The 18595-nt window shown below is 69.8% G+C and carries 15 protein-coding genes and 1 pseudogene; 12 read left to right on the forward strand and 4 right to left on the reverse strand.

Annotation, left to right across the window (positions count from 1 at the left end):
• Position 1 precedes the first annotated feature (1 nt).
• The 3 genes from secF (at position 2) to ACZ6ZQ_RS09195 (ending at position 4348) form a co-directional block, all read left to right on the forward strand.
• The gene (gene secF, locus ACZ6ZQ_RS09185) at positions 2 to 1114 is read left to right on the forward strand and encodes a protein translocase subunit SecF (RefSeq protein ID WP_469767912.1); all 1113 of its coding nucleotides are present in this window, start codon (positions 2 to 4) and stop codon (positions 1112 to 1114) included.
• A complete protein-coding gene (locus ACZ6ZQ_RS09190) occupies positions 1111 to 1653 on the forward strand; it encodes an adenine phosphoribosyltransferase (RefSeq protein ID WP_469767913.1) in 543 nt (180 codons plus the stop codon). The genes secF and ACZ6ZQ_RS09190 overlap by 4 nt, the downstream gene beginning before the upstream one ends.
• A 157-nt stretch (positions 1654 to 1810) precedes the next feature.
• Entirely contained in the window at positions 1811 to 4348 is a 2538-nt protein-coding gene (locus ACZ6ZQ_RS09195; RefSeq protein ID WP_469767914.1) for a RelA/SpoT family protein, read from the forward strand.
• Positions 4349 to 4433: 85 nt separating this feature from the next.
• Here the strand turns inward: ACZ6ZQ_RS09195 and ACZ6ZQ_RS09200 are convergent, their stop codons facing one another.
• Positions 4434 to 5663, reverse strand: coding sequence for a DUF349 domain-containing protein (locus ACZ6ZQ_RS09200; RefSeq protein WP_469767915.1), 1230 nt, complete (start codon positions 5661 to 5663; stop codon positions 4434 to 4436).
• A 173-nt stretch (positions 5664 to 5836) separates the two neighbouring features.
• Complete coding sequence (locus ACZ6ZQ_RS09205; RefSeq protein WP_469767916.1) at positions 5837 to 6628, reverse strand: peptidylprolyl isomerase; 792 nt, start codon at positions 6626 to 6628, stop codon at positions 5837 to 5839.
• 177 nt (positions 6629 to 6805) lie between these two features.
• On the opposite strand from ACZ6ZQ_RS09205, the gene ACZ6ZQ_RS09210 reads away from it, so the two are divergent.
• The 4 genes from ACZ6ZQ_RS09210 to ACZ6ZQ_RS09225 all read left to right on the forward strand — a co-directional run bounded on the left by ACZ6ZQ_RS09210 (position 6806) and on the right by ACZ6ZQ_RS09225 (position 11061).
• Entirely contained in the window at positions 6806 to 7516 is a 711-nt protein-coding gene (locus ACZ6ZQ_RS09210; RefSeq protein ID WP_469767917.1) for an MBL fold metallo-hydrolase, read from the forward strand.
• Positions 7517 to 7529: 13 nt separating this feature from the next.
• Positions 7530 to 8792 (forward strand): histidine--tRNA ligase, encoded by a 1263-nt coding sequence (gene hisS / locus ACZ6ZQ_RS09215; protein WP_469767918.1) that lies wholly within the window; start codon positions 7530 to 7532, stop codon positions 8790 to 8792.
• A 186-nt stretch (positions 8793 to 8978) separates the two neighbouring features.
• On the forward strand, positions 8979 to 9626 hold the full coding sequence (locus ACZ6ZQ_RS09220; RefSeq protein WP_469767919.1) for a vitamin K epoxide reductase family protein: 648 nt from the start codon (positions 8979 to 8981) through the stop codon (positions 9624 to 9626).
• Positions 9627 to 9687: 61 nt separating this feature from the next.
• A complete protein-coding gene (locus ACZ6ZQ_RS09225; RefSeq protein WP_469767920.1) occupies positions 9688 to 11061 on the forward strand; it encodes a replication-associated recombination protein A in 1374 nt (457 codons plus the stop codon).
• 51 nt (positions 11062 to 11112) lie between these two features.
• Here the strand turns inward: ACZ6ZQ_RS09225 and ACZ6ZQ_RS09230 are convergent, their stop codons facing one another.
• Positions 11113 to 11871 carry a DUF2470 domain-containing protein gene (locus ACZ6ZQ_RS09230; RefSeq protein ID WP_469767921.1) on the reverse strand — a complete coding sequence of 253 codons (759 nt, stop codon included), beginning with the start codon at positions 11869 to 11871 and terminating at the stop codon, positions 11113 to 11115.
• A gap of 188 nt (positions 11872 to 12059) precedes the next feature.
• Between ACZ6ZQ_RS09230 and rpsD the strand changes: the two genes are divergently transcribed.
• On the forward strand, positions 12060 to 12671 hold the full coding sequence (gene rpsD, locus ACZ6ZQ_RS09235) for a 30S ribosomal protein S4 (RefSeq protein ID WP_469767922.1): 612 nt from the start codon (positions 12060 to 12062) through the stop codon (positions 12669 to 12671).
• Between the two features lie 125 nt (positions 12672 to 12796).
• On the opposite strand, the pseudogene ACZ6ZQ_RS09240 reads toward rpsD, so the two are convergent.
• Positions 12797 to 14265 (reverse strand): annotated as a pseudogene (locus ACZ6ZQ_RS09240) (ATP-binding protein); the annotation flags it as partial.
• Between the two features lie 280 nt (positions 14266 to 14545).
• Here ACZ6ZQ_RS09240 and ACZ6ZQ_RS09245 point away from each other — a divergent pair.
• The 4 genes from ACZ6ZQ_RS09245 to ruvX all read left to right on the forward strand — a co-directional run bounded on the left by ACZ6ZQ_RS09245 (position 14546) and on the right by ruvX (position 18595).
• Positions 14546 to 14977, forward strand: coding sequence for a DUF948 domain-containing protein (locus ACZ6ZQ_RS09245; RefSeq protein WP_453663546.1), 432 nt, complete (start codon positions 14546 to 14548; stop codon positions 14975 to 14977).
• A gap of 6 nt (positions 14978 to 14983) precedes the next feature.
• Positions 14984 to 15331, forward strand: coding sequence for a DUF6167 family protein (locus tag ACZ6ZQ_RS09250; RefSeq protein WP_469767923.1), 348 nt, complete (start codon positions 14984 to 14986; stop codon positions 15329 to 15331).
• Complete coding sequence (gene alaS / locus ACZ6ZQ_RS09255) at positions 15331 to 18000, forward strand: alanine--tRNA ligase (RefSeq protein ID WP_469767924.1); 2670 nt, start codon at positions 15331 to 15333, stop codon at positions 17998 to 18000. The genes ACZ6ZQ_RS09250 and alaS overlap by 1 nt, the downstream gene beginning before the upstream one ends.
• Positions 18001 to 18130: 130 nt before the next feature.
• Positions 18131 to 18595 (forward strand): Holliday junction resolvase RuvX, encoded by a 465-nt coding sequence (ruvX, locus tag ACZ6ZQ_RS09260; protein ID WP_469767925.1) that lies wholly within the window; start codon positions 18131 to 18133, stop codon positions 18593 to 18595.

The following is an 18595-nucleotide window of genomic DNA, read 5'->3' on the forward strand; positions in this document are numbered from 1 at the left end:
GATGTCGCGTCTCGGCACCATCGGCGCCAGGCTCTACCGCGGTGAGGTCGGCTACGACTTCATCGGCAAGCGGAAGATCTGGTACGGCATCTCGATCCTGATCACCATCACGGCCATCGTCGGCCTGGCGGTGCGGGGTCTCAACATGGGCATCGAGTTCAAGGGCGGTGCCGTCTTCACCACCCCGAAGACGAGCGTGTCCGTCACCCAGGCCCAGGAGTACGCACAGGAGGCCTCCGGCCACCCGGCGATCGTCCAGAAGCTCGGCAACGACACGTTGCGTATCCAGGTCAGCGAGCTGGACACCCAGCAGTCCAACGAGGTGCGCAAGCAGCTCGCCGACGACATGAAGCTCCCCGCGGACGAGATCAACGCGGAGCTGGTCGGCCCCAGCTGGGGTGAGCAGATCGCCAACAAGGCCTGGACCGGCCTCGGCGTCTTCATGATCCTCGTGGTGATCTATCTGGCGATCGCCTTCGAATGGCGTATGGCGGTCGCGGCTCTCGTGGCACTCATCCACGACATCACGATCACGGTGGGTATCTACGCCCTGGTCGGGTTCGAGGTCACGCCGGGTACGGTGATCGGTCTGCTCACGATCCTCGGTTACTCGCTGTACGACACGGTGGTCGTCTTCGACAGCCTCAAGGAAGGCACGAAGGACATCACCAAGCAGACCCGCTGGACGTACAGCGAGATCGCCAACCGTTCGATCAACGGCACGCTGGTGCGTTCCATCAACACCACGGTCGTGGCGCTGCTGCCGGTCGCCGGTCTGCTCTTCATCGGTGGCGGTTTCCTCGGCGCGGGCATGCTCAACGACATCTCGCTGTCGCTGTTCGTCGGTCTCGCCGCCGGTGCGTACTCGTCGATCTTCATCGCCACTCCGCTGGTCGCCGACCTGAAGGAACGCGAGCCGCAGATGAAGGCTCTGAAGAAGCGGGTCCTCGCCAAGCGGGCGGCCGCGGCCGCCAAGGGCGAGTCCGCGGAGGAGCCGGACGCTGCGGGCCCGGACGCGCCGCAGGACACGCGGCCGGGTGCGGCCGCAGGGGCCGGTGCCGTCGTCGGCCAGCGCGGCCGCGGCCGGGGCCGCCCCTCGGGGAAGCGCCGATGACCGCCACCACGCAGGAGCTGCTGCTCAGCCGCATCCGCGATGTGCCGGACTACCCGAAGCCGGGCGTGCTGTTCAAGGACATCACACCCCTCCTCGCGGACCCGGCGGCCTTCACCGCGCTCACCGAGGCCCTCGCCGAGCTGTGCGTGACGCACGGCGCGACGAAGATCGTGGGCCTGGAGGCGCGCGGCTTCATCCTGGCCGCGCCGGTGGCGGTACGGGCGGGCCTCGGCTTCGTCCCCGTGCGCAAGGCGGGCAAGCTCCCCGGAGCGACGCTGTCGCAGGCGTACGAGCTGGAGTACGGCAGCGCCGAGATCGAGGTGCACGCCGAGGACCTCGACGCGGACGACCGCGTCATGGTCATCGACGACGTCCTCGCCACCGGTGGCACGGCCGAGGCGTCGCTGGAGCTGATCCGGCGGGCAGGCGCCGAGGTCGCGGGCGTCGCGATCCTCATGGAGCTGGGCTTCCTCGGCGGCCGGGCCCGCCTGGAGCCGGCCCTGCGCGGAGCCCCGCTCAAGGCTCTGATCACCCTCTGACCAGCCTTCGAGGCATACGCAACGGGCACCCGGGAACACCGGGTGCCCGTTCCGCGTTCTGGACAGTCCACCGTCCCGGGGCGAGCCCGGCGCCCGGGATCGATACCATGGGATTTCCGGGCCTGACCGGGGGACCCGGATCCCACGAGGAGCGCTCTTGCCAGACGAGGCCCAGCCCGCGACCGCGCAGCCCGACCAGCAGGCCGACAAGGCTGTGGCGGCCCCTGTCACGCCCGAGAAGAAGTCCGCGGAGCAGACCGGGTCAGCAGCGCCCGAGCGCCGGATGGGGGTTTCCCCGGCCGAGGGCTGGGGGAGCGCGAACGGCTCGACCGCTGCGTCTGTGTCGGCTCCGAAGCCCACCCCCGCGCCTGCTCCGGCTCCTGCGACACGCTCCGGCGGCTCCTCCAACCGGGTCCGCGCCCGCCTCGCACGGCTCGGCGTGCAGCGCTCCAGCCCGTACAACCCGGTGCTGGAGCCCCTGCTGCGGATCGTCCGCAGCAACGACCCGAAGATCGAGACCTCGACACTCCGCCAGGTCGAGCGCGCCTACCAGGTCGCCGAGCGCTGGCACCGCGGCCAGAAGCGCAAGAGCGGCGACCCGTACATCACGCACCCCCTCGCCGTCACCACGATCCTCGCCGAGCTGGGCATGGACCCGGCCACCCTGATGGCCGGACTGCTGCACGACACCGTCGAGGACACCGAGTACGGCCTGGACACCCTGCGCCGTGACTTCGGCGACCAGGTCGCCCTCCTCGTCGACGGCGTCACCAAGCTCGACAAGGTCAAGTTCGGCGAGGCCGCGCAGGCCGAGACCGTACGCAAGATGGTCGTCGCCATGGCCAAGGACCCGCGCGTCCTGGTCATCAAGCTCGCCGACCGTCTGCACAACATGCGCACGATGCGCTACCTCAAGCGGGAGAAGCAGGAGAAGAAGGCCCGCGAGACGCTGGAGATCTACGCCCCGCTGGCGCACCGGCTGGGCATGAACACCATCAAGTGGGAGCTGGAGGACCTCGCCTTCGCGATCCTCTACCCCAAGATGTACGACGAGATCGTGCGGCTCGTCGCCGAGCGGGCGCCCAAGCGCGACGAATACCTCGCCATAGTGACCGACGAGGTCCAGTCCGATCTGCGCGCCGCCCGCATCAAAGCGACGGTCACCGGCCGGCCGAAGCACTACTACAGCGTCTACCAGAAGATGATCGTCCGCGGCCGTGACTTCGCGGAGATCTACGACCTGGTCGGCATCCGCGTCCTCGTCGACACCGTCCGCGACTGCTACGCGGCGCTCGGTACCGTCCACGCCCGGTGGAACCCGGTCCCCGGGCGGTTCAAGGACTACATCGCGATGCCGAAGTTCAACATGTACCAGTCGCTGCACACGACGGTCATCGGACCCAACGGCAAGCCCGTCGAACTCCAGATCCGCACGTTCGACATGCACCGCCGTGCCGAGTACGGCATCGCCGCACACTGGAAGTACAAGCAGGATCCCTCCGCCGGTGCCTCCAAGGTGCGTACCGACGTCCCCAAGGGCGTCGGCAAGGACAAGGACGCCATCAACGACATGGCGTGGCTGCGACAGCTCCTGGACTGGCAGAAGGAGACCGAGGACCCGGGCGAGTTCCTGGAGTCCCTCCGCTTCGACCTGTCCCGCAACGAAGTCTTCGTCTTCACGCCGAAGGGCGACGTCATCGCGCTCCCCGCGGGCGCCACCCCCGTCGACTTCGCGTACGCCGTGCACACCGAGGTCGGCCACCGCACGATAGGCGCCCGCGTCAACGGACGCCTCGTGCCGCTCGAATCCACCCTCGACAACGGCGATCTGGTCGAGGTCTTCACCTCCAAAGCCACCGGCGCGGGCCCCTCGCGCGACTGGCTCGGCTTCGTCAAGTCGCCGCGCGCCCGCAACAAGATCCGCGCCTGGTTCTCCAAGGAGCGCCGCGACGAGGCGATCGAGCAGGGCAAGGACGCCATCGCGCGCGCCATGCGCAAGCAGAACCTGCCGATCCAGCGCATCCTCACCGGCGACTCCCTGGTGACGCTGGCCCACGAGATGCGCTACAGCGACATCTCCTCGCTGTACGCGGCGATCGGCGAGGGTCATGTCACCGCCCAGAGCATTGTCCAGAAGCTCGTCCAGGCCCTCGGCGGTGAGGAGGCCGCCACCGAGGACATCGCCGAAACCGCTCCGCCGTCCCGGGTCCGCGGCCGCAAGCGCCGGGCCGCCGCCGACCCGGGTGTCGTCGTCAAGGGCGTCGAGGACGTCTGGGTGAAGCTGGCCCGCTGTTGTACGCCTGTCCCCGGCGACCCCATCATCGGCTTCGTCACCCGTGGCAGCGGAGTCTCCGTCCACCGTGCGGACTGCGTCAACGTGGACTCCCTGTCCCAGCAGCCCGAGCGGATTCTCGACGTCGAATGGGCCCCCACCCAGTCGTCGGTCTTCCTGGTCGCCATCCAGGTCGAGGCCCTGGACCGCTCCCGGCTGCTCTCGGACGTCACCCGCGTCCTGTCCGACCAGCACGTCAACATCCTTTCCGCGGCCGTCCAGACCTCCCGTGACCGCGTCGCCACCTCCCGCTTCACCTTCGAGATGGGCGACCCCAAGCACCTGGGCCATGTCCTGAAGGCGGTCAGGGGCGTGGAGGGCGTGTACGACGTGTACCGGGTGACATCGGCGCGGCGTCCGTAGCGTCCGCAGCGCTGGGGCGAGTCCCAGACGGACATACGAAGGCCCCGGTACGGGAAACCCGTACCGGGGCCTTCGTGACGGCAGATCAGCCGCCGAACTCCTCCAGGCCCTTCAGCGCCTGGTCCAGCAGCGCCTGCCGGCCCTCGAGCTCCTTCGCGAGCTTGTCGGCCTTCGCGTTGTTGCCCGCCGCACGCGCCGTGTCGATCTGCTGACGCAGCTTGTCGACGGCGGCCTGCAGCTGACCGGTCAGACCCGCAGCGCGAGCCCGCGCCTCCGGGTTGGTGCGGCGCCACTCGGCCTCTTCGGCCTCCTGGATCGCCCGCTCGACCGTGTGCATCCGGCCCTCGACCTTCGGCCGGGCGTCGCGCGGGACATGGCCGATGGCCTCCCAGCGCTCGTTGATGGAGCGGAAGGCGGCGCGTGCGGCCTTCAGATCCGTCACGGGCAGGAGCTTCTCGGCCTCGACCGCGAGCTCTTCCTTCAGCTTCAGGTTCTCGGCCTGCTCGGCGTCACGCTCGGCGAAGACCCCGCTGCGCGCGGCGAAGAAGACGTCCTGGGCACCGCGGAAACGGTTCCACAGATCGTCCTCGTACTCGCGCTGGGCACGGCCCGCGGCCTTCCACTCCGCCATCAGCTCGCGGTAGCGGGCGGCCGTGGGGCCCCAGTCCGTCGATCCGGACAGCGACTCGGCCTCGGCGACCAGCCGCTCCTTCGTCTGCCGGGCCACCTCGCGCTGGGCGTCCAGCGAGGCGAAGTGCGCCTTGCGCCGCTTGGAGAACGCCGAGCGCGCATGCGAGAAGCGGTGCCACAGCTCGTCGTCGGACTTCCGGTCGAGCCGGGGCAGGCCCTTCCAGGTGTCCACCAGCGCGCGCAGCCGCTCACCGGCGGCCCGCCACTGTTCGCTCTGCGCCAGCTCCTCGGCCTCGGTGACCAGCGCTTCCTTGGCGTGCCTGGCCTCGTCGGTCTGCTTCGCCTTCTGCGCCTTGCGCTCCTCACGGCGCGCGTCGACGGTCGCGACGAGCGCGTCGAGCCGCTTGCGCAGCGCGTCGAGGTCACCGACGACGTGATGCTCGTCGACCTGCTGACGGATGTGATCGATCGCGGCCGTCGCGTCCTTGGCCGACAGATCGGTGGTCTTCACCCGCTTCTCGAGGAGGCCGATCTCGACAACCAAGCCCTCGTACTTGCGCTCGAAGTAAGCCAGTGCCTCCTCGGGAGTTCCGGCCTGCCACGATCCGACGACCTGCTCGCCCTCGGAAGTCCGCACGTACACGGTGCCCGTCTCGTCGACGCGGCCCCACGGGTCGCTGCTCACAGCGCCTCCTCCACATGATGCCTGCGAGGGGCTCCGCCCCCGGGCATCGTCCACAGTTTCCTGGACGGGCCTCGCCCGCCCTCCACAACGCGACATCAGCCCGCGCTGCACAACGCCAATCTAGGCGACCGGCCGCCCGGCTGTCCGCACTCGGCGCTGGCGAATTCGCCGGGTCACCCCTTGCTGACCGCTGCCTTCTTGATGGTGACGGCCTTCTTGGGGGCTCCGTCCTTGGCGCCGCCCTCGACTCCGGCCGCCGCCACCGTCGTGACCGCCGTCAGTCCTTGCGCGTCGATCGTGCCGAACGGCGTGTAGCCCGGCGGAAGCTTGCTGTCCTTGTAGACGAGGAAGAACTGGCTGCCGCCACTGTTCGGCTGCCCCGTGTTGGCCATCGCCACCGTGCCGGCCTTGTACGTCACCGTGCCGTCCGCGCCCGCCTTGCCGAGCCCCGTCAGGTTCTCGTCCGGGATCGTGTAGCCCGGGCCACCGGTGCCGTCGCCCTTCGGGTCACCGCACTGCAGCACGAAGATGCCCTGCGTGGTGAGCCGGTGGCACTTCGTGTTGTCGAAGAAGCCCTTGTCCGCGAGGTACTTGAACGAGTTCACCGTGCGCGGGGTCTTCGCCGCGTCCATGGTCAGCGTGATGTCGCCCTGGGTGGTCTTGAGCGACATCGTGTACGTGGCCTTCTGGTCGATGGCCATCTTGGGCTCGGGAACGCTGCTCTCGCTCTGCGTGGGCGTCGGGGTCGCGCCGGGCTCCTGCGCCGACGCGTCATTGCCCGAGCGGTTGTCCGACAGACCCACCGAGGCGTACGCCGCGGCACCCGCCGCCAGGACCACGGCGAGTGCGGCCGCGATGATCGTGTTGCGGCGCTTGGCCTGCCTGCGGGCCTCCTCACGGCGCCGCTGCTGCCGCTCGAACTTCTCCCTGGCGAGCTGGCGCCGCCGCTGATCGCTGCTGACCACCGGGTCTTCTCCTTGTACGTCGTATGCGTCAAATCTGTCCGGCCGATTGTGCCCGTACCGTATACGGGTTGGCTGTGTAATGAGCAGCGCCGGTAGGCTCTGGTCTGCTGCATTCCGAAACTGCTTCGAGGCGGCTTTGGGACAGCATTCCCGTCGGACTACACACCGAGGACGATCGTGCTTATTGCCGGGTTCCCCGCCGGGGCCTGGGGGACCAATTGTTATCTGGTCGCCCCGGCCGCAGGCGAGGAGTGCGTGATCATCGACCCGGGCCACCAGGCGGCCCAGGGAGTCGAGGAGACGCTCAAGAAGCATCGGCTCAAGCCCGTAGCCGTCGTGCTCACCCATGGCCACATCGATCATGTCGCCTCGGTCGTCCCGGTGTGCGGAGCCCATGACGTACCGGCGTGGATCCACCCCGCCGACCGGTACATGATGAGCGACCCGGAGAAGGCCCTCGGCCGCTCCATCGGGATGCCGCTCATGGGCGAGCTGACCGTGGGGGAGCCGGACGACGTCCACGAGCTGACGGACGGCGCGAAGCTGGGTCTGGCCGGTCTGGAGTTCTCGGTCGCGCATGCGCCCGGCCATACCAAGGGGTCGGTGACCTTCCAGATGCCCGAGGCCGCGGACATCCCGTCCGTCTTCTTCTCGGGTGATCTGCTCTTCGCCGGCTCCATCGGACGCACCGACCTGCCCGGCGGTGACATGGCCGAGATGCTCGACTCGCTGGCCCGCGTGTGCCTGCCGCTCGACGACTCGACCGTGGTGCTGTCCGGCCACGGCCCCCAGACGACCATCGGCCGCGAGCGCGCCACCAACCCCTATCTGAGGGACGTGGCCGCCGGCCTCGGGAGCGCACAGGCCGCTCCCCGACGAGGAATGTGACGAGACTCTTCACGTGAGTACTTTCCAGGCCCCCAAGGGCACGTACGACCTGATTCCGCCGGACTCCGCGAAGTTCCTGGCGGTGCGGGACGCGATCTCCGCACCGCTGAAGAACTCCGGTTACGGCTACATCGAGACGCCCGGCTTCGAGAACGTCGAGCTGTTCGCACGCGGTGTAGGCGAGTCCACCGACATCGTGACCAAGGAGATGTACACCCTCACGACCAAGGGCGGCAGCGAGCTCGCCCTGCGTCCCGAGGGCACCGCGTCCGTGCTGCGCGCGGCGCTGGAGGCCAACCTCCACAAGGCCGGCAACCTGCCCGTCAAGCTCTGGTACTCGGGCTCGTACTACCGGTACGAGCGCCCGCAGAAGGGCCGCTACAGGCACTTCTCGCAGGTCGGTGCCGAGGCGATCGGTGCCGAGGACCCGGCGCTCGACGCCGAGCTGATCATCCTGGCCGACCAGGCGTACCGCTCGCTGGGCCTCGCGAACTTCCGCATCCTGCTGAACTCGCTGGGCGACAAGGAGTGCCGTCCCGTCTACCGCGACGCGCTCCAGGGCTTCCTGCGCGCGCTCGACCTGGACGAGGACACCCGGCGCCGCGTCGACATCAATCCGCTGCGGGTCCTCGACGACAAGCGCGATTCGGTCCAGAAGCAGCTCGTGGGTGTGCCGCTGCTGCGCGACTTCCTGTGCGACGCGTGCAAGGCGTACCACGAGGAGGTGCGCGAGCTGCTCGGCGCGGCGGGTGTGGTGTACGAGGACGACGAGAAGCTGGTGCGCGGCCTCGACTACTACACGCGCACGACCTTCGAGTTCGTCCACGACGGTCTCGGCTCGCAGTCCGCGGTGGGCGGCGGCGGCCGTTACGACGGACTGTCCGAGATGATCGGCGGCCCTGCGCTTCCCTCCGTCGGCTGGGCCCTCGGCGTCGACCGTACGGTCCTGGCGCTGGAGGCCGAGGGCATCGAGCTCGAACTGCCCGCCACCACCAGCGTGTTCGCCGTCCCGCTCGGCGAGGAGGCGCGCCGCGTCCTGTTCGGAGTCGTCACGCAGCTGCGCAGGGAAGGCGTCGCCGCGGACTTCTCGTACGGCGGCAAGGGCCTCAAGGGCGCCATGAAGAACGCGAACCGGAGCGGTGCGCGGTACGCGATCGTCGCCGGCGAGCGCGACCTCGCCGAGGGCGTCGTCCAGCTCAAGGACATGGAGTCCGGCGAGCAGACCCCGGTCGCCCTCGACGCGGTCATCGCGGAGATCCGGGCGAAGCTCTCCTGAGCAGGCGGTGACCACGTAGCTCTCCTGAGCAGGCTGTACCCACGGGGCCCGGACCGTTTCCCGACGGTCCGGGCCCCGTGCCGTGGCCGGATCCCGGACCTCCTTATCCCCATCGAACGGTGGACACGGGCGGGCGTGCGGCAGAATGACCATGCCCCAGCAGTGACCGAGTGATGGAACGGCGATATGACGACTGCAGCGGTTGACGGCGTGTCCTCCGGCCAGGAAGTGGAGGGCGTGCGCGGCACGGTCGGCGGCAGCCGCGCGTTCGGGTGGCTGCTCGTGATCACCGGCGCGGCCGGACTGCTGGCCGCCTGGGTCATCACGATCGACAAGTTCAAGATCCTCGAGGCCAAGATCGCGGGGAAGACCTTCACCCCGGGCTGCAGCCTCAACCCGATCGTCTCGTGCGGCAGCGTGATGGAGAGCGACCAGGCCTCCGCCTTCGGGTTCCCCAACCCGATGCTCGGGCTCGTCGCCTACGGGATCGTGATCTGCGTCGGCATGAGCCTGCTCGCCGGCGCCCGCTTCCGCCGCTGGTACTGGCTGACGTTCAACGCGGGCACGCTCTTCGGCGTCGCATTCTGCACCTGGCTCCAATACCAGTCGCTGTACAACATCAACGCGCTGTGCCTGTGGTGCTGCCTCGCCTGGGTCGCCACGATCTTCATGTTCTGGTACGTGACCTCGCACAACATCAGGGCCGGCCTGCTCCCCGCCCCGACGTGGGCGAAGAACTTCCTCTCCGAGTTCACCTGGGTCCTGCCGGTGCTGCACACCGGCGTCATCGGGATGCTGATCCTGACCCGCTGGTGGGACTTCTGGATCAGCTGACGGGCAGCGGCCGCGCGGTCCGCGGCCGCGTTGTCAGTGCCCTCACTTAGGCTTCGTCCCTGTGGAGCCCGATCTCTTTACCGCAGCCGCTGAGGAACGCCAGGAGAAGGACCCGTCCGCGAGTCCCCTGGCCGTCCGGATGCGTCCGCGCACCCTCGACGAGGTCGTCGGCCAGCAGCATCTGCTGAAGCCGGGGTCGCCGATGCGTCGACTCGTGGAGCAAGGGGCAGAAGGCAGCGGCGGGCCCGCGGGCGCCTCGTCGGTGATCCTGTGGGGCCCGCCGGGCACGGGCAAGACGACCCTCGCGTACGTGGTGTCGAAGGCGACCAACAAGCGTTTCGTCGAGCTCTCCGCGATCACCGCGGGCGTCAAGGAGGTCCGGGCGGTCATCGACGGGGCCCGCCGCGCCGCCGGCGGCTTCGGCAAGGAGACCGTCCTCTTCCTCGACGAGATCCACCGCTTCAGCAAGGCCCAGCAGGACTCCCTGCTGCCCGCCGTCGAGAACCGCTGGGTGACGCTGATCGCCGCGACCACCGAGAATCCGTACTTCTCGGTGATCTCCCCGTTGCTGTCCCGCTCCCTGCTGCTCACGCTGGAGCCGCTCACCGACGACGATCTGCGCGGGCTCATGAAGCGGGCGCTGACCGAGGAGCGCGGCCTCGGCGGCGCCGTGACGCTGCCCGACGACGCCGAGGCGCATCTGCTGCGCATCGCCGGGGGCGACGCCCGGCGGGCGCTGACCGCGCTGGAGGCCGCGGCCGGTGCCGCCCTCGCCAAGGGCGAGCAGGACATCTTCCTCACGACGGTGGAGGAGACGGTCGACCGCGCGGCGGTGAAGTACGACCGCGACGGCGACCAGCACTACGACGTGGCGAGCGCCCTCATCAAATCCATCCGCGGCTCGGACGTCGACGCGGCGCTGCACTATCTGGCCCGCATGATCGAGGCGGGGGAGGACCCGCGCTTCATCGCGCGGCGGCTGATGATCTCGGCCAGCGAGGACATCGGGCTGGCCGACCCGACGGCCCTGCCGACCGCCGTCGCCGCCGCTCAGGCCGTCGCCATGATCGGCTTCCCCGAGGCGGCGCTCACACTCAGCCACGCCACGATCGCCCTGGCCCTCGCCCCGAAGTCCAACGCCGCGACGACCGCGATAGGGGCCGCCCTGGCGGATGTGCGCCAGGGCCTGGCGGGCCCGGTCCCGCCCCATCTCCGCGACGGCCACTACAAGGGCGCGGCCAAGCTCGGCCACGCCCAGGGGTATGTGTACCCGCACGACGTCCCGGGCGCCATTGCCCCGCAGCAGTACGCTCCGGACGCGGTCCACGGCAAGCGCTACTACGAACCGACCCGGTACGGCGCGGAGGCGCGCTACGCGGACGTGGTGGAGAAGGTCCGTGAGCGTCTGCGCGGCGAGAGCCCGTCCGGCGCATGAGGGCGCCGGCGGGCATCCCCGCCGGCCGGCTTCCTCACTTTCTCGACTTTCTCACCGGGTGGCCGCGGCGAACAGCGTGTGCATCGCGTGCCGCAGACCCCCGGCGTCCCGCACCGGCTCGGGGAAGTCGAAGCGCGCGTCGAACGTACGCGTCTCCGGCCCGGTGAAGCGCACCCGGAGGCCGAACCGGTCGAGGGCCACCGGCACCACCTCCCGCACCGCCACGTACGTCTCGTCCGTCCGGTCGCCGAGCAGGGTGGACAGGCCGCGCACCTGGTCGCTGTGCGCGGAGTGCAGATGCTGCAGCAGCTCCGCCTCGTGCCGCGCGATCGGATCCGGCTCCGTACGCCCGAGATCCTCGGGTTCCACACAGCCCGCGCCCCACAGGTCGTCCACCGAGATCTCACCGACCTCCAGCCGCACCAGCATCCAGGCGGGCCGCTCCTGGCCGGTCTCCAGCACGGCGCCCACGGGGTGCCGCTCGGCGAGCAGCTCCGTGTACCGGGCCCGGTCCTCGTTGCGCACGGCCGTGAGCCAGCCGGCCAGCCAGGCGCGGCCGCGGATCCGCTGGCGCACCGCGACGGGGGCGACGTCCGTGATCTCCATCACGGCGGTCAGGTCGTCGTCCTGGGCGTACGCGGCGGCCCTGGCGGTGGGAGAATCCCAGGGCACAAGGAGAACGACGTCACCCTCTGGCGTGACGGTGCGCGCGGCAGGCTCCCAGAAGCCGGGGCCATGGTCGCGAGCACCCGGCAGCGTGAGGGATACTGAGGCGTTGTACTCAACGAGGGTTCGTACGCGCTCGGCCATGGTGGGCTGTCGAGCGCCTTCCCTGGGACGCGGCTGACCTTGTTCATCGTCGTCGTAAGCAGACATCGATTCTTTCGAGTCGTCTGAACTGCGATGCGCACTGGGCAGGGGGATCCCATGCGGTCGAGACATTACGTCCTCCTCGAATAAGGTAAGGCTCACCTAACTTACATGGAGGTAGGTTCCACGTGAACCAGTCGCGACCCAAGGTCAAGAAGTCGCGTGCGCTCGGCATCGCTCTGACCCCGAAGGCCGTCAAGTACTTTGAGGCCCGCCCGTACCCGCCGGGTGAGCACGGCCGTGGCCGTAAGCAGAACTCGGACTACAAGGTCCGTCTGCTCGAGAAGCAGCGCCTTCGTGCGCAGTACGACGTCTCCGAGCGTCAGCTGGTCCGCGCCTACGAGCGCGCCAGCAAGGTTCAGGGCAAGACCGGCGAGGCGCTGATCATCGAGCTCGAGCGCCGTCTCGACGCCCTGGTGCTCCGTTCCGGCATCGCCCGCACGATCTACCAGGCCCGTCAGATGGTCGTCCACGGCCACATCGAGGTGAACGGCAGCAAGGTCGACAAGCCTTCCTTCCGTGTCCGCCCGGACGACGTCGTCACGGTCCGCGAGCGCTCCCGCGAGAAGCACCCGTTCCAGGTCGCCCGCGAGGGTGGCTACGCGCCCGACGGTGAGACCCCGCGCTACCTGCAGGTCAACCTCAAGGCGCTCGCCTTCCGCATGGACCGGGAGCCGAACCGCAAGGAGATCCCGGTGATCTGCGACGAGCAGCTCGTCGTCGAGTACTACGCCCGCTGATCCAGCGGTCGTAGCACCACCGGCCTCACGCGCCCGAGCCCGCCGCTTCCCCACCCCTACCGGTGGGGGAGCCGGCGGGCTCTCGCGTTCCAGGGGCGGACGGCGCCCGTCCGCACCGCACGCATGCGGTGCGATGAGTACGCGGCAGCCAGCCGGTTCCCGGTCGAGGCGGCGGTCTCACCGCACTCGTGCAGTGCGCCCACCGCGGCCGTGCCGTCCCCCTGCAGGATCGCCACATAGCCGAGCACCCACAGCGCCTTCAGCCTCGTGTCGTGGTGCCCCTCGTCGCCGGGCGCCGGCGCCACCGCCCGCTCCAGCCAGTGCCGTCCCTCGGCGAGCCGCCCGCAGCCGACCCAGTAGAACCAGAGCGTGGCGGCCAGATACTGCGCCAGATGTGCCTCCTCCGGGTTCTCCAGGCACAGCTCGAGCGCGGCCCGCAGGTCCGGCAGCGCGGCGTCCGTGCACGCCGCGATCTCCACCTGGCGCGGGCTGAACCAGTCGAGCTCGCACCAGGTCGCCAGACCCATGTACCAGTCCCGGTGGCGCCGCCGCATCCGCGCGGTGTCGCCCAGCGCGTCCAGCCACTCCGCGCCGTACGCGCGCTGGGGGACCCACCACGCCCGCAGGGCGTAGGGGGAGTGTCGAGCATCCGGTAGCGCACCCCCGCGGGGGTCTCCTCCCGGCACACCACGGACTGGGCCAGCAGCTCGGCGAGCACGTCCAGGATGTTCTCCGGCAGGAGCTCGGGCCCGCCGCAGACGTACTCCACCGCCTCCAGGTCGAAGTGCCCGGCGAAGACCGACAGCCGCGCCCACAGCAGCCGCTCCTGCGGGGTGCACAGTTCATGACTCCAGCCGACCGCCGTCCGCAGAGTCCGGTGGCGCGCGAGTTCGCCCCTGGCGCCGCCGGTCAGCAGCCGGAAGCGGTCGTCGAGCCGGTGCAGCACCTCGTCGACGGCGAGCACCGCAAGCCGTCCGGCCGCCAGCTCCAGGGCCAGCGGAATGCCGTCGAGGCGCCGGCACAGCTCCCGCACCGCCGCACGGTTGTCGTCGGTCAGCCGGAAGTCCGGCGCCGCCGCGGCGGCCCGGTCCGCGAACAGCCGTTCCGCGTCGTCCCCGGTCAGAGGCATCAGCGGCAGGACGGTCTCGCCGGCGATCCGCAGTGGCCGGCGGCCCGCGGCGAGCACCCGCAGCCCGGGCGCGCGGCGCAGCAGCTCGCGTACGATCGCGGCGCAGTCCTCGAGGAGCTGCTCGAACCCGTCGAGGACGAGGAGGAGTTCGCGGCCGGCGAGATGGTCCAGGAGCACCGTGCGCGGGGGCCGGCTGGTGTGGTCGGTGAGGCCGAGCGCCTCGACGAGGGTGTGCTCCAGCAGCCCCGGGTCGCGCAGCGCCGACAGCTCCGCGATCCGCACCCCGTCGCAGTAGCGTTTCTCCACGTCGGCCGCCGCGCGGAGAACGAGCCTGGTCTTGCCGGCGCCGCCCGCCCCGGACACCGTGACCAGCCGGGAGTCCGCCAGCAGGCGTTCCAGTTCGGACAGTTCGTCGTCGCGTCCCACGAACCGGTCGGGCTCCGCCGGGAGATTGCTCCGTCGCATGGGACACGGAGCGTACCTACATGTAAGCAGTCCGTACAATCGTCCTGTGCAACTCCCGTCCCTGCTTCATTGGCTCGCCTCCGGGCCGCCCAAGCCGGTTTCGACGGTCGATCGTGCTCGGTCCCTCGTTCCTCGGGACCTCCGCGCGTTCTCCCTTTCGACACCGTGGCGCCCCTCAGGCTCGCGCGGCCGCTGATCCGGTACGGGGGGCGACCTCCGGCGCGATAGGGTCGGAGGACGACTTTCGAAGTGCCCATCGACGAGCAGAGAGCGGTGCAGCGTGACCGGTGGAGAGGTTGCCGGGATCCTGGTGGCCGTGTTCTGGGCGATCCTGGTCTCCTTCCTCGCCGTGGTGCTGGTGAGGCTGGCGCAGACGCTCAGGGCGACCACCAAGCTGGTGGCGGACGTGACGGAGCAGGCCGTGCCGCTGCTGGCCGACGCCTCCGCGACCGTGCGCTCCGCGCAGACCCAGCTCGACCGGGTCGACGCCATCGCCTCCGACGTCCAGGAGGTCACCTCCAACGCCTCGGCGCTCTCCACGACCGTCGCCTCGACCTTCGGCGGCCCGCTCGTCAAGGTCGCCGCCTTCGGCTACGGCGTACGCCGGGCGATGAGCCGCAACAAGACCGACGCGCCGCCCGCGCAGTCCCGGCGCACGGTCATCGTCGGCCGCACCGTGCCGGCCGCCAGGCGCCGCAAGCAGAAGGGCTGAGCCGCGATGTTCCGTCGTGCGTTCTGGTTCACCGCGGGCGCCGCCGCCGGTGTGTGGGCCACGACCAAGGTCAATCGCAAACTCAAGCAGCTGACCCCCGAGAGCCTGGCCGCGCAGGCCGCCAACAAGGCGATCGAGACCGGACACCGGCTCAAGGACTTCGCCCTCGACGTCCGGGCCGGAATGGTCCAGCGCGAGACCGAGCTCGGCGAGGCGCTGGGCATCGAGGCACCCGCCGCCCGCGGGCTCCCCGCGCAGCGGAGCCTCGGCGCTCCCGAAAACCAGAAGCAGGACAAGAAGCACTACGAGATGCTTTACGAGAAGCACTCGTACAACCGGAATGAGGACCACTGATGGAGTCGGCTGAAATCCGCCGCCGCTGGCTGAGCTTCTTCGAGGAGCGCGGGCACACCGTCGTGCCTTCGGCGTCGCTCATCGCGGACGACCCGACTCTGCTGCTGGTCAACGCGGGCATGGTCCCCTTCAAGCCGTACTTCCTGGGCGAGACCAAGCCGCCCGCCCCGCGCGCCACCAGCGTTCAGAAGTGCGTGCGCACGCCGGACATCGAAGAGGTAGGCAAGACCACCCGCCACGGCACCTTCTTCCAGATGTGCGGCAACTTCTCCTTCGGCGACTACTTCAAGGAAGGCGCCATCAAGTACGCCTGGGAGCTGCTCACCAGCTCCGTGGCGGACGGTGGCTACGGCCTGGAGCCGGAGAAGCTCTGGATCACGGTCTACCTCGACGACGACGAGGCCGAGCGCATCTGGCGCGAGGTCGTCGGCGTGCCCGCCGAGCGCATCCAGCGCCTCGGCAAGAAGGACAACTTCTGGTCCATGGGCGTCCCCGGCCCCTGCGGCCCCTGCTCGGAGATCAACTACGACCGCGGCCCCGAGTTCGGCGTCGAGGGCGGCCCCGCCGTCAACGACGAGCGCTACGTGGAGATCTGGAACCTGGTCTTCATGCAGTACGAGCGTGGCGAGGGCTCCGGCAAGGAGGACTTCGAGATCGTCGGCGACCTGCCCAGCAGGAACATCGACACCGGTCTCGGCCTCGAGCGCCTCGCCATGATCCTGCAGGGCGTGCAGAACATGTACGAGACCGACACCCTGCGCGTCGTCATGGACAAGGCCACCGAGCTCACCGGTGTCCGCTACGGCGAGGACCACGGCTCGGACGTCTCGATGCGCGTGGTCGCCGACCACCTCCGCACGTCCGTGATGCTCATCGGTGACGGCGTCACCCCCGGCAACGAGGGGCGTGGCTACGTCCTGCGCCGCATCATGCGCCGCGCCATCCGCAACATGCGCATGCTCGGCGCCACCGAGCCGGTCGTCGCCGCCCTCGTCGACGTGGTCATCAAGACCATGGGCCAGCAGTACCCGGAGCTGGAGACCGACCGCAAGCGCATCGAGACGGTCGCGCTGGCCGAGGAGGCCGCCTTCCTGAAGGCCCTCAAGGGCGGCACGAACATCCTGGACACCGCCGTCACCGAGACCAAGGCCGCCGGCGGCACCGTGCTCTCCGGCGACAAGGCCTTCCTGCTCCACGACACCTGGGGCTTCCCGATCGACCTCACCCTGGAGATGGCCGCCGAGCAGGGCCTTTCCGTGGACGAGGACGGCTTCCGCCGTCTGATGAAGGAGCAGCGGGAGCGCGCCAAGGCCGATGCCAAGGCCAAGAAGACCGGCCACGCCGATCTGTCCGCCTACCGCGAGGTCGCCGACATCTCCGGATCGACGGAGTTCACGGGCTACGGCTCGACCGAGGGTGAGTCGACCATCGTCGGTCTGCTCGTCGACGGTGTCCCGTCACCGGCCGCCTCCGAGGGCGACGAGGTCGAGGTCGTCCTCGACCGCACCCCCTTCTACGCCGAGGGCGGCGGCCAGCTCGCCGACCAGGGCCGGATCAAGCTCGACACCGGCGCCGTCATCGAGATCCGCGACGTACAGCAGCCCGTCCCCGGCGTCTCCGTGCACAAGGGCTCGGTGCAGGTCGGCGAGGTGACCGTGGGCGCCTCCGCCTACGCCGCCATCGACGTCAAGCGCCGCCGCGCCATCGCCCGCGCCCACAGCGCCACCCACCTCACCCACCAGGCGCTGCGCGACGCCCTCGGCCCGACGGCCGCCCAGGCCGGCTCCGAGAACTCGCCGGGCCGCTTCCGCTTCGACTTCGGCTCGCCCGCCGCCGTCCCCGGCACGGTGCTGACGGACGTCGAGCAGAAGATCAACGAGGTCCTCGCCCGCGAGCTCGACGTCCAGGCCGAGATCATGAGCATCGACGAGGCCAAGAAGCAGGGCGCCATCGCCGAGTTCGGCGAGAAGTACGGCGAGCGCGTCCGCGTCGTCACCATCGGTGACTTCTCCAAGGAGCTCTGCGGCGGCACGCATGTGCACAACACCGCCCAGCTGGGACTGGTGAAGCTGCTCGGCGAGTCGTCCATCGGCTCGGGCGTACGCCGTATCGAGGCCCTCGTCGGCGTCGACGCGTACAACTTCCTGGCCAAGGAGCACACGGTCGTCGCCCAGCTCCAGGAACTGGTCAAGGGCCGCTCCGAGGAGCTGCCGGAGAAGATCGCCGCCATGCTCGGCAAGCTGAAGGACGCCGAGAAGGAGATCGAGAAGTTCCGCGCGGAGAAGGTGCTCCAGGCCGCCGCGGGGCTCGTCGAGTCCGCCAAGGACGTCCGCGGCACCGCCCTGGTCACCGGCCAGGTCCCGGACGGCACCTCGGCCGACGACCTGCGCAAGCTGGTCCTCGATGTCCGTCACCGCATCCCGGGTGACCGCCCGGCCGTCGTGGCTCTGTTCACCACCGCGAGCGGTCGCCCGCTGACCGTCATCGCCACCAACGAGGCCGCCCGTGAGCGTGGCCTCAAGGCCGGCGAGCTGGTCCGTACCGCCGCCAAGACCCTCGGCGGCGGCGGTGGCGGCAAGCCGGACGTCGCCCAGGGCGGCGGCCAGAACCCGGACGCGATCGGCGACGCCATCGAGGCTGTCGAGCGTCTCGTGGCCGAGGTCTCGTGAGCGACGTCCGCGCAGCCGCCGGGCCGCGGTCGACGACGATGGCCGCACCTCTGCGCTGCGCGGGCGGAGATGGGGGCCCCTCCCAGGCTTCAGCTCTGGGGGAGAACGATTCGGAAGGGGCCTGATCCTCATGCGCAGAGGACGTCGTCTCTCGATCGACGTCGGGGACGCCCGGATCGGGGTCGCCTCGTGCGACCCCGACGGGGTCCTCGCCACGCCGGTGGAGACCGTGCCGGGTCGTGACATCCCAGCCGCCCACCGGCGCCTGCGGCAGTTGGTCGAGGAGTACGAGCCGATCGAGGTCGTCGTCGGTCTGCCCCGTTCGCTGAGCGGCGGTGAGGGCCCGGCGGCTGCCAAGGTCCGCGCGTTCGCCCAGGAGCTGGCCCGCGGTACCGCCCCCGTACCCGTGCGGCTCGTGGACGAGAGGATGACCACAGTGACGGCCAGTCAGGGCTTGCGGGCCTCGGGCGTGAAGTCCAAAAAGGGCCGGTCTGTCATCGATCAGGCAGCCGCTGTGATCATCCTTCAGAACGCTCTTGAGTCCGAACGGGTATCAGGTAATCCGCCCGGCGAGGGCGTCGAAGTGGTCATCTGA

It is taken from the genome of Streptomyces sp. NPDC053673, from assembly GCF_055585225.1.